Annotated in this window: 8 protein-coding genes; 2 read left to right on the forward strand and 6 right to left on the reverse strand. The window is 70.0% G+C overall.

The features are described from left to right. Nucleotides 1–146: 146 nt before the first annotated feature. A complete protein-coding gene (gene mfd, locus AC1DHY_RS12180; RefSeq protein ID WP_476903685.1) occupies nucleotides 147–3,788 on the forward strand; it encodes a transcription-repair coupling factor in 3,642 nt (1,213 codons plus the stop codon). 6 nt (nucleotides 3,789–3,794) lie between these two features. Then, nucleotides 3,795–4,625 carry a metal-dependent hydrolase gene (locus AC1DHY_RS12185; RefSeq protein WP_476878860.1) on the forward strand — a complete coding sequence of 277 codons (831 nt, stop codon included), beginning with the start codon at nucleotides 3,795–3,797 and terminating at the stop codon, nucleotides 4,623–4,625. Nucleotides 4,626–4,748: 123 nt separating this feature from the next. On the opposite strand, the gene AC1DHY_RS12190 is transcribed toward AC1DHY_RS12185, so the two are convergent. The 6 genes from AC1DHY_RS12190 to nirB all read right to left on the reverse strand — a co-directional run bounded on the left by AC1DHY_RS12190 (nucleotide 4,749) and on the right by nirB (nucleotide 11,761). Beyond that, on the reverse strand, nucleotides 4,749–4,973 hold the full coding sequence (locus AC1DHY_RS12190) for a hypothetical protein (RefSeq protein ID WP_476878849.1): 225 nt from the start codon (nucleotides 4,971–4,973) through the stop codon (nucleotides 4,749–4,751). 63 nt (nucleotides 4,974–5,036) lie between these two features. Then, on the reverse strand, nucleotides 5,037–5,765 hold the full coding sequence (deoC, locus tag AC1DHY_RS12195) for a deoxyribose-phosphate aldolase (RefSeq protein ID WP_476878848.1): 729 nt from the start codon (nucleotides 5,763–5,765) through the stop codon (nucleotides 5,037–5,039). A gap of 114 nt (nucleotides 5,766–5,879) precedes the next feature. Then, on the reverse strand, nucleotides 5,880–6,749 hold the full coding sequence (locus tag AC1DHY_RS12200; protein ID WP_476878847.1) for an FAD-dependent oxidoreductase: 870 nt from the start codon (nucleotides 6,747–6,749) through the stop codon (nucleotides 5,880–5,882). 151 nt (nucleotides 6,750–6,900) lie between these two features. After that, on the reverse strand, nucleotides 6,901–8,055 hold the full coding sequence (locus AC1DHY_RS12205; RefSeq protein WP_476878846.1) for a uroporphyrinogen-III synthase: 1,155 nt from the start codon (nucleotides 8,053–8,055) through the stop codon (nucleotides 6,901–6,903). After that, nucleotides 8,052–9,080 (reverse strand): uroporphyrinogen-III C-methyltransferase, encoded by a 1,029-nt coding sequence (gene cobA / locus AC1DHY_RS12210; RefSeq protein ID WP_476878845.1) that lies wholly within the window; start codon nucleotides 9,078–9,080, stop codon nucleotides 8,052–8,054. Before cobA ends, AC1DHY_RS12205 begins: the two co-directional genes overlap by 4 nt. Nucleotides 9,081–9,082: 2 nt before the next feature. Then, nucleotides 9,083–11,761, reverse strand: a complete 2,679-nt coding sequence (gene nirB / locus AC1DHY_RS12215; protein ID WP_476903686.1) for a nitrite reductase large subunit NirB — start codon at nucleotides 11,759–11,761, stop codon at nucleotides 9,083–9,085. Nucleotides 11,762–11,816 lie beyond the last annotated feature (55 nt).

The raw sequence follows: 11,816 nt of genomic DNA on the forward strand, positions 1-11,816 counted from the left end.
GCCTGCCGGACCATAGCCCGTCCCGCCAGCTTAGCCCCGGGTCGAGCCCCGCCGCCGGGTAGCGGTAGGCTGGAAGAACCCGGGATTCTTGCGAATTTCGGGTATTCGTGTTGCCTGCATGCCCGTGATCACTTCAGGAGTTCGCCATGAGCCTCAACGGCCCTTCCCTCACCGGTCTGCGGCGTGTCCTCGCCGAGGACACAACCTTTGCCCGGGTGCAGGCAGCCGCCTCCCGGCCGTTCACAACCCGCTCCGAGGACTACCAGATCAGCGCCCCCGCGGGCCTGCGCGCGGCGCTGCTCGCGGAGATGGCCGACGGCCTGGCAGCCGCGGGCGGGGCATCCGACGACGGCGGCACCCCCGTGGTGCTGGCGGTCACCGCCACCGGCCGCGAAGCCGAGGACCTGGCCGCCGCCCTGGGCGCCTTCCTGCCCGCCGACTCCATTGCCGAGTTCCCCAGCTGGGAGACCCTCCCGCACGAACGGCTCTCGCCGCGCTCGGACACCGTTGGCCGGCGCCTGTCCGTGCTCCGCCGCCTCGCACACCCCGACACTGCGGGCGGCGCCCTGCGGGTCGTCGTCGCGCCCGTCCGCGCCGTGGTCCAGCCCATCGTGGCCGGACTGGGTGAGCTGGGCCCCGTGACCCTGCACGTGGGGCAGGATGCCCCGTTCGGCGACGTCGTCAGGAACCTCGCCGACGCCGCCTACGCCCGGGTGGACATGGTGACCCGGCGCGGCGAATTCGCGGTCCGCGGCGGCATGCTGGACGTCTTCCCGCCCACCGAGGACCACCCGATCCGGGTGGAGTTCTTCGGCGACGAGGTCGAGCAGATGCGCTGGTTCGCCGTCGCGGACCAGCGCTCGCTGACCGCCCCGGGCGTGCACCACCCCACTGAGCTCCATGCCCCGCCGTGCCGCGAAATCCTCATCACGCCCTCGGTCATGTCCCGGGCTGCCACGCTCAAGGCGCAGCTGCCGGCCGCGGCGGACATGCTGGAGAAGATCGCCGGGGGCATCGCCGTTGAAGGTATGGAATCCCTGGCCCCGGTGCTGGTTGATGCCATGGTGCCGTTCCTGGACCAGTTCCCGGCCGGTTCCATCTCGGTGGTGATCGAGCCCGAAAAGGTCCGTACCCGCGCCCATGACCTCGCCGCCACCAACGAGGAGTTCCTCGAGGCGGCCTGGTCCACGGCGTCCGACGGCGGAACGGCACCACTGGATCTCAGCTCCGCCGCCTCCGAGGCCCTGCACTCGGCCAGTTTCCGTTCGCTGGGCGAGACGCGCACCACCGCGCTGGCCCACGGGGTGTCATGGTGGTCCATCACTTCGCTCGCCAGCGACGAGGAACTGCTGCCCGACGTCGATGTGCTGAACCTGCACGCCCGCGAACCCCGCGGCTACCAGGGCGACGTGGCCGAAATGATGGAATTCATCGGCTCGCATGTGCGCAACCAGTGGCGGATCGTGGTCGCCACCGAGGGCCCCGGGCCGGCGCAGCGCCTCGCCGAGCTGTTCCACGACAACGACATCCCGTGCGCGCGGGTGGACACCCTCGACGCCGAGCCGCAGCCGGGCCTGATCGAGGTGACCACCGCCGCCGTCGGACGCGGCTTTGTCCTGGACAGCCTCAAGGTGGGCCTGCTGACCGAGGCCGACCTGCTGGGCCGGACCTCCGCCGGGTCAACGAAGGACATGCGGCGGATGCCCTCGAAGCGGCGCAACGCCGTAGACCCGCTGCAGCTGCTGGCCGGAGACTTTGTGGTGCACGAACAGCACGGCATCGGCCGGTTCGTGGAGCTGATCCAGCGCAAGGTCGCTGGCGGCGGCGACGGGGTGCGGGAATACCTTGTGCTCGAATACGCGCCCTCCAAGCGCGGCGCTCCGGGCGACCGGCTCTTTGTGCCCACCGACCAGCTGGACCAGGTCACCCGCTACGTCGGCGGCGACACCCCGGTCCTGAGCAAGATGGGCGGCTCGGACTGGGCCAGCACCAAGTCCAAGGCACGCAAGGCCGTCAAGGAAATCGCAGGTGAGCTGATCCGGCTGTACTCGGCCCGGATGGCCTCCCGCGGGCACGCCTTCGGCCCGGACACCCCGTGGCAGCGGGAGCTCGAAGAGGCCTTCCCCTACGTGGAGACCCCGGACCAGCTGACCACCATCAACGAGGTCAAGGCCGACATGGAGCGGGAGATCCCGATGGACCGGCTGGTCTCCGGCGACGTCGGGTACGGCAAGACCGAGATCGCCGTCCGCGCCGCCTTCAAGGCGGTCCAGGACGGCAAGCAGGTGGCGGTGCTGGTGCCCACCACCCTGCTGGCCCAGCAGCACTATGAGACGTTTACCGAGCGGTTCTCCGGCTTCCCGCTGCGGGTCAAGCCGCTCTCGCGCTTCCAGGGCGCCAAGGAAGCGAAGGAAACGGCCGAAGGGGTCAAGTCGGGGGCCGTCGATGTTGTCATCGGAACGCACCGGCTGCTGTCCAAGGACTTCGCGTTCAAGGACCTCGGCCTGGTGATCGTGGACGAGGAGCAGCGCTTCGGCGTCGAGCACAAGGAAGCGCTCAAGAAGATGCGCACCAACGTGGACGTCCTGGCCATGAGCGCCACCCCGATCCCGCGCACGCTTGAGATGTCCCTGACCGGTATCCGGGAGACCTCCACACTGGCCACCCCGCCGGAGGAGCGGCACCCCGTGCTGACCTACGTGGGACCGTACACGGACAAACAGGCCTCGGCCGCGATCCGCCGCGAACTGATGCGCGAGGGGCAGGTCTTCTTCGTCCACAACCGGGTCTCCACGATCGAACGCACCGCGGCGAAGATCCGCGAACTGGTCCCGGAAGCCCGCGTGGAGGTGGCGCATGGCAAGATGTCCGAGGGCCGGCTGGAGCAGATCATCGTGGACTTCTGGGAGAAGCGCTTCGACGTGCTGGTCTGCACCACCATCATCGAGACCGGCCTGGATATCTCCAACGCCAACACCCTGATCGTGGACGGCGCGGACAAATACGGTCTCTCCCAGCTGCACCAGCTGCGCGGGCGCGTGGGCCGCGGCCGGGAACGGGCCTACGCCTACTTCCTGTACCCGTCGGAGAAACCTTTGGGCGAAGTGGCGCTCGAACGGCTCAAGGCCGTGGCCACGCACAACGAGCTCGGCGCCGGCATGCAGCTGGCCATGAAGGACCTCGAGATCCGCGGCGCCGGCAACCTGCTCGGCGGTGAACAGTCCGGCCACATCCAGGGCGTCGGATTCGATCTCTACATCCGGCTGGTGGGCGAGGCCGTGGCGGACTATCGCGGCGAGGCCGAGGAGAAGGCCGCTGAAATGAAGATCGAGCTGCCGGTCAATGCGCACCTGCCGCACGACTACGTTCCCGGCGAGCGGCTCCGCCTGGAGGCGTACCGGAAACTGGCCGCAGCCCTTAGCCACGAGGCCATCGACGAAGTCGAGGCCGAACTCGTGGACCGCTACGGCGAGCTGCCGCTGCCCGCCCTGAACCTCGTCGCCGTGGCCCGCTTCCGGGTGGGCGCCCGCGAGGCCGGGCTGACCGACGTCGCGCTCCAGGGCAACTTCATCAAGTTCTCCCCGGCGCAGCTGCCGGAGTCCAAGCTGATGCGGCTCGCCCGGATGTACCCGGGGTCCCAGGCCAAGCCGGCCCTGGACGCGGTGCTGATCCCCAAGCCCAAGACGGCACGGATCGGCGGCCGCGACCTGCAGGACGCCGAAATCCTGGCCTGGGCCAACAGCGTCATCGAGGCGATCTTCTCCGACGTCCCGCTCTCAGTGGGATAGGCCGTGATGGGAGGACACCACGCCGCGTCCGGGGCCGCGGCGTGGGTGGCTATCGCCTCGACCGGGCCGTACGCCCTGGGCTGGTACCCGCTGGATGCCACCGGGATCGTGATCGGCGCGATGGCGACGGCGGGCACGGCCCTGGTCTGCGACTGGGACCACCGCTCCAGCACTGTGGCGCACGCCCTGCCGCCGGTCTCAAACCTGATCGCCGTGGGGATCGAGAACGCCTCGGGCGGCCACCGCCAGGGCACCCACTCGATCGTCGGCGCGGCGTTCTTCGTGATCCTCGCCGCGATGGCCGGGCAGCTCCAGCTGCAGACGGACTGGGGGCTGCTCTCGGTGGGCGCGGGGCTGTTGTGCATGTTTATGATCAACATCGCAGCGAAGGCGCTGAAGCTGTTCCCCAAGTACGGCTGGGTCAGCAACTGGATCTTCGCCCTGGCCATGGCCGGGCTGGTCACCTGGTTCGCGCCGCACCAGTGGTCCTGGTTGCCGGTATCCATGCTCACCGGCGTCCTCGTGCACATTGTGGGCGACATGATCACCACCGGGGGAGTGCCGCTGCTCTGGCCGCTGGTCGCCAAGCCGCCGAAGTTCCTGCGCAAACTGCCCCTGGTCAAGGACATCTGGAAGGCCAACGGCGCGTTCTCCATCCCGCTGCTGGGCCGTGCCGGGTCGCGGCGCGAGTGGTTTGTCCTCATCCCGGTCAGCGCCTACGCGATGATCGGGGTGTTTTCCGCCGTCCTCGCCCTGGCCAAGGGCCACTTCCCGGCCGCCCTGGCCCTGGGCACCGCCCTGGTGAACCGGCTGCTCAGCGCCGTCGGGGCCGGCTAGGCCGCCCAGGGGGTCTGCTGCCCAAGACGCCGGGGCCCAAGCAACCAACCGCCGTCGGACCGGCCGTTAAACAGCTGAAGCCCCGGATAACCGGAGCTTCAGCGGAAAAATCCGGGGGTGGTCTTAGCTCTCGCCTGCGGAGTCGGAGCGTCCCGTGATGGTCTGCGGGATCCAGAACGCCAGGGCGAAGAGGATCAGGCAGGCGGCCATCGGCCAGGGGTTGCCCAGGGTGAGGAAGGACAGGGAGTACAGGGCACCGAAGAACAGCGCCATCATGATCACGAAGATCACAACGCTGGATGCCAGGGTGTTCTCGCCCTGCGGGGTCTTGGTGGTGTTGCTGGACATTCGTTCCTCCTCGGCCCCGCGGGGCTCAAAAACTGTGGCGGCAGCGGCAGTAGCTCGTGCGGGTCAGTACGCGGATGAACCCTGTTCACCCTTGACGATCGCGATGCCGGAGCTGGCGCCAATACGTGTTGCACCTGCAGCAATCATAGCCTGAGCGTCGGCGAGGGAGCGCACCCCGCCCGAGGCCTTGACACCGAGACCGGCACCCACGGTGCGGCGCATCAGGGCCACGTCTTCGACGGTGGCGCCGCCGCCGTTGAAACCGGTGGAGGTCTTGACGAAGTCCGCGCCGGCTTCGACGGCGGCCTCGCAGGCCAGGACCTTCTGGGCGTCGTCAAGAAGCGCGGTCTCGATGATGACCTTCAGGATGGCGCCGCCGGCGTGGACCGCCTCGGCCACTGCCCGGATGTCATCGACCAGGGCGCCCTTGTCGTTGGCGCGGGCGGCCGCGATGTTGATGACCATGTCGATCTCGTCCGCGCCGTCCAGCACCGCACCGCGGGCCTCGAAGGCCTTGACGTCGCTGGGGGTGGCGCCCAGCGGGAACCCGATGACGGAGCAGGTCAGCACGCCGGAGCCCTTGAGGGCGGTCTTGACGGACTTGACCCAGATCGGGTTTACGCAGACGGACTTGAACTGGTACTCGGCGGCCTCGGCGCAGACCTTGAGGACTTCGGCTTCACTGGCCTCCGGCTTGAGCAGGGTGTGGTCAATGTACGAGGCAATGTTGCCTCCGGCGCCCTGGTTCCCGGTGCTGGCGGCGCCGGCCGCCGTGGTGGCTTCGTTGCTCATGGTGGTCCCTTTCGTGGCGGACCTGGATGGTGCCCGGTCCGGCCTGCTGACACGTCGTGTGTCGTGGCTTCTCAGTGCACCATCTTGCCATAACAGCCGCGGCCCGCGTCGGCACTAGGCGGCCTGGACCAGGGGCGCGGACAGGCCTGCCTGGAGCAGGCCGGCGGCGCAGGCCCCGGCCGCGGAAGCGGCGGCCACCAGCAGTCCCAGCCGGACGCCGTCGTACGCCGCGGCGTCGCCGATCGCCCAGATCCCGGGCACGGAGGTACTGAAGTCCTTGCCAACCACGATCCCGCCCTGGGCCGCGGTGGCCAGGCCGGCGGTGCGGGCAAGGCCGTCGCGCGAAACGCGCTCCTCGGCGAGGACCACCAGGTCCGCGCTCATGCTGGAGCCGTCCTCGAACACGATGCCGGCGGCCGGCAGCGCGGACCCGGCGAGGGTGGGAACGACGGCGGAGGGCCGGAGGGTGGTGCGGACGGGCCGCACCCCGCGGGCCCTGAGCACCGCCTCGGCCTGGCCCGCGGCCGTTCCGGTCCCCACCAGGATCCCTAGCGGCCGCCGGCCGAGGACCCGGGTGACATCCTTGACGGCGTCGCCCAGCCGGGTCGCGTCATCGATGGTGGAGTAGCTCAGGCAGCGGCCCTCACCTTCGATCGGGGCCTGGGCGGGCGCGGACCCGGTTGCGATCACCAGCTGGTCGTAGCCGAATTCCATGCCGTCCGCCGTTGTGACGCGCTGCGCCGCGGCGTCGATGAAACTGGCCGGCTGGCCGAAGCGGACCGAAACCTGGGGCAGCGCGGCCAGTTCCAGCAGTTCTTCAGGGGCGTCGTCCCGGTTGCTGAGAACCGTGATGCCGCCGGCGAACGGTGTGCGGGTGAGCTGGCGGACCAGTGCCTGCGCCGCGGGCCCGGCGCCGGCGATCACGATCCGCGGCCGGGTCTGGGAAGTGGCGGACGGCGTGGCGGTGGCTTCGGTAACGGACATGTGCTGGCCCTTTCGCTGGCGGGCCGCTGGTTGTGGCCCGTGTTCTTGATGTTCCCCAGCGTAGGAGGCTGTTTTTTCGCGCAGGTTACCGGGCTGTTGCAGTATTTAGCCCGGCCGTTCGCCAGTTGTTACCAGCTGGTAATGCCGTGGGTCACACGCGGATCCGGTACCCGCGTTTCACCACTGTTTCCACCAGGCTGCCGTCCGGCAGGGAGGACCTGAGCCGGCTGACTGTCATATCCAGCGCATGGACGGACCCGCGCAGTTCCAGCAGGTCCGAGAGGGCCTCGCGGGACAGGACGGCCCCGCCGGCGCCGAGGAGGGCACGCAGCAGGAGCAGCGGCGCCGGGGCGAGTTCCACGGCCTCGCCGTCGATCCGGAGGGAACGGCCACGCAGCTCCACCGCCCCGCTGCTGGTGTCCAGGCGCCGCACGTGGTTCAGGGCCAGATGTTCGCTGACCAGCCGGATGAGGGCACCCATCCGGAACCGTTCCGGGATGAGCGGCTGCACGCCGGCGTCGACCAGCGGCTGGGCGGTGATGGGGCCGACGACGGCGGTGGCCACAGTGGACTTGAGGCTTTCCACCAGCTGCTTGTAGAGGCCCATCTCGTGCGCGGTGCTCCACAGCGCGTCCACGGCGGGGGCGCTGGTGAAGGTCAGCACGTCCAGGTTGCCGCTGCAGGCCGCCTCGATCAGCTTCGGCAGCCGGTCGGCGCCGTCGGGTTTGACCCAGCGGTACGGGGTGACCGTCATAACGTGCGCGCCGGACATCCGGAGGCGTTCCAGCTGGCGGACATCGGTGTAGCCGTGCAGCTGCACGGCGACGGTCTTGCCGCGCACCCCCTCGGCCAGCAGCATGTCCACGAGCGTGGCCGTGGTCTCGTCGCTGCTGATCCCGACGTCGGCGAGCCCGGCGGCACGCACGGCGCCCCGCGCTTTCGGCCCGCGGACAAACATCCGGGTCGCGGAGAGAGTCTCCAGCAGCTGCTCGCCGATGCCGAAGGTGTCCGCCGCCTCGCACCAGCGGCGCATGCCGTAGGCGGTGGTGGCGATGCAGAGCTCCGGCCGGGCCTCGATGATGGCGCGGGTGTCCTCGATCAGCCGGAGGTCCTCCTGGACCGGGGCGATCTTCAGCGCCGGGGCGTGCAGGACCTCCGCGCCGCGCCGTTCCAGGGCCTCGATCAGGTCCTGGGAGCGGCGGTGCGAGGTGACCCCGATCCGGAATCCCTGCAGCGGCAGTTCGGCCTTTCCGGCGGGTGCCTCTGCGGTGTCGACCAGGGCGTCCAGCGCACCCACGGCGCTCACGCCCCCACCAGGGACGCGGCGAGCCGGCCCAGGTCCGCTTCGGCGCAGCTCCGGTTGGCCTCGGCCACCTTTACGACCTCGCCGATGACCAGGACCGCGGGGTTGCTGCAGCCCGCGGCCGCCGCAGTGATGGTGCCCAGTTCGGCGATGGTGGTGCGCTGCCCGGGCCGGTAACCGCGTTCGACGACGGCCATGGGCATATCGGCGCGCATCCCTGCTCGCCGGAGGCCCGCTGCGAGGTGGTGCAGGGTGCCGATGCCCATCAGGACCACAATGGTGCCGCCCAGTCCGGCCAGGTGCTGCAGTTCGTCCCCGGTCAGCGGGGCGTGGCCGGAAACCACTGTGAACATGTGGCTGACCTCGCGGTGCGTGACCGGGATCCCGGCGGCGGCCGGCACCGAGATGGCGCTGGTCACCCCCGACACCACACGGACCGGAACCCCGGCGGCCACGCAGGACGCGACCTCCTCGCCGCCGCGGCCGAACACGTACGGGTCCCCGCCCTTGAGCCGGACCACGTTGTGGCCGGCCAGCGCACTGTCCACCATGAGCTTTTCAATGTCGGCCTGGCTGACTTTGTGGTGGCCGGGCTTCTTGCCCACGTCCACAAGTTCCGCGGAGGTCAGGGACGCCAGTTCCTGGTAGGGGGCCAGCCGGTCGTAGAAGACCACGTCGGCGTCCCGCAGCGCGTCGACCGCGGCGACGGTCAGCAGCTCGGCGGTGCCGGGTCCGCCGCCCACCAGCGTGACGTGTCCTGCCGGGCCGGCTGCCGACTCGGCGGCGACCGGGACGCCGGCGGCGCGGTACCGGTCCAGGACGGGCTCCCAGCCGGGCCGGCCGTCGTCGACGGCGGCGACCAGGAACGGGCGTGCGGGCGGCGGTCCGTCGAGGACCGTGCCCTCCGGGGTGCGCTGGCGGTGGACCACCGCGCCGGCCGCGGCGTACCGGCGCACGGCCTGCCGGGCGGCGTCGTCGGAGCCGGTGACAAGCACGTCGCGTCCGGCGGGGTCGATGCTGAGCTGCATGGTTATACCTCGTTCTCGTCGGGCAGGTCCGCGGAGGCGCTGCGGACGGGAATGGAGGCCCCGATCAGGACCGGCTGCTGTGCCTTTTCCGCGGCCGTGGCGGGGCGCATCTGGCCGCGTTCGTCGGGGACGAAGGTGATGGAGTCGTCCTTCTGGTCCGGGGCGTTGACGAAGGACCGGAACCGGCGCAGGCGCTCGGGGTCCTTGAGGGTGTCGGCCCATTCGTCGACGTAGGTGTCCACGTGGTTGGCCATGGCGGCCTCAAGGTCCTCGGCGATGCCGAGGGTGTCGTGTACCACCACGTCCTCGACGTGCCTGATCCCGCCGTCGAGCTCTTCCTGCCAGCGTGCGGTGCGCTGCAGGCGGTCGGCGGTGCGGATGTAGTACATAAAGTAGCGGTCGATGTACTTGATCAGGGTCTCGTCGTCGAGGTCCTTGGCCAGCAGCTGGGCGTGCGCCGGGGTGGCTCCGCCGTTGCCGCCCACGTACAGGTTCCAGCCGTCGGCGGTGGCGATCACGCCCACGTCCTTGCCGCGGGCCTCCGCGCATTCGCGGGCGCAGCCGGAGACGCCCATCTTCAGCTTGTGCGGGCTGCGGAGGCCGCGGTAGCGCAGCTCCAGCCGGATGGCCATGGCCACCGAGTCCTGGACGCCGAAACGGCACCAGGTGGAACCGACGCAGGACTTTACGGTGCGCAGGCTCTTGCCGTAGGCCTGGCCCGATTCGAAGCCGGCGTCCACCAGCACCTTCCAGATTTCGGGCAGCTGCTCCAGCCGGGCGCCGAACATGTCGATCCGCTGGCCGCCGGTGATCTTGGTGTAGAGGCCGTATTCCTCGGCCACCGCCGCGATCACTCCGAGTTTCTTCGGGGTGATCTCGCCGCCGGCGATCCGCGGGACCACCGAGTAGGTGCCGTCCTTTTGCATGTTGGCCAGGGCGCGGTCGTTGGTGTCCTGCAGGGTGCCGCGGCCGGCGTCCAGGACGTAGGCGCTGTTCTGGCTGGCCAGGATGTTGGCGATGGTCGGTTTGCAGATGTCGCAGCCGGCCCCGGTGCCGTACTTGGCCATGATCTCCTCGAAGGAGGTTAGTTCCAGGACGCGGATGGTCTCGAAGAGTTCCTGGCGGGACAGTTCAATGTGTTCGCAGAGTGCCTTGGAGACCTCGACGCCGGATTTGGTCAGCTCGGTCTCCAGCAGCTTCTTGAGCATCGGCACGCAGGAACCGCAGCTGGTGCCGGCGCGGGTGCAGCCTTTCAGTTCGCCGAGTTCCCGGACCGGGGCGTTGCCGTCGCAGCTCCCGCAGCCGTTGACGGTGTCCCGGATGGTTCCGGCGGCCACGTTGTTGCAGGAGCACAGGATGGCGTCGTCCGGCAGTTCGGTTTCCGGGGCGTTTCCGCCGCCGGCCGCGGTGAGGTACGCGCCCGGTTCGGCGGCCAGTTCGCGGCCCAGCATGGGGCGCAGGGACGTGTAGGGCCCTGCGTCGCCGACGAAGATGCCGCCGAGGAGGGTTTTGGCGTCGTCCGTGGTGACGATCTTCTGGTAAACGCCGCGGGCGGGGTCGGCGTAGACGATTTCGAGGGCGTGCTCGGTCCGGGCGAACGCGTCGCCGAAGCTGGCGACGTCGACGCCGGAGAGCTTGAGCTTGGTGGCGGTGTCGAAGCCGGGGAAGGTCGCGTCGCCGCCGTGCAGCCGGTCCGCCACGATCTCGGCCATGGTGTTGGCCGGGGCCACGAGGCCCAGGCACATCCCGCCGAAGTTGGCGACCTCACCGATTGCCCAGATGCCGGGAACCTCGGTGGAGCAGTCCTCGGCGATCACCACCCCGCCGCGGGGGCCGAGCTGGAACTGCCCGGCGGTGCCTTCGGGGGCGCGGAACAGCTCGTCGCGCGGCTTGACGCCGATCGCCACGATCACGATGTCCGCGTCGATGATCCGGCCGTCGGCCATCAGGACGCCGGTGACCTGGCCGTCGTCGTCGGCGAGGACCTCGGAGGGGAACACCCCGCCGTGGACGGTGAAGCCCTTGGCCTCGATGAGGCGGCCGAGCGCCTGGCCGGCGCCCTCGTCCAGCTGGGTGTTCATCAGCCACGGGGAGCCGTTGATGACAATCGGGGTGGCGCCGAGCTGTTCGGTGCCGGCCGCCGATTCGAGTCCCAGGAGGCCGCCGCCGATGGTGACCGCGTTGACTTTGCGGCCGAGCTTGGCAGTGAGGCCGGCGATTGCCTGGTTGATGGCCCAGACGTCCTCCAGCGTGCGGTAGACGTGGGTGTGTTCGGCGCCCGGGATGGGCAGGCGGGCGGCATCCGAGCCGGTGGCGACCACCAGCTCGTCATACGGGTACACCGTGCCGGCGGCGGTTTCCACGGTGCGGGCGGTGGTGTTGATGCCGGTGACGCGCTCGCCGCTGCGCAGCTCCAGTGCGTCGTGGTCCCACATCGAGGCGCTGCCGAGCGTGAGGTCCACTGTGGAGTCCGTGAGTGCCTTGCTGAGCGCCACCCGGTCGTAGGGGAGGTGCGTTTCCTCGGTGAGGACCGTGACGTGCCAGCCGTCGAGTCCGCGGGCATGCATGGCGTCGGCGAAGCGGTGCGCGGCGGGGCCGCCGCCGGCGACGACGACGCGGCGGGGGGTCTGCCGGGAAGCCCGGGGGCTTTCGTTCTCGGGGCTGGCGGTCTGTCCGGTCACGGGTGGCCTTTCGTTGGGCCGCAGGCGGTGCGCTGCAACGGTTCAAAGCCAGCTG

This window comes from Arthrobacter sp. 05L44, from assembly GCF_056397605.1.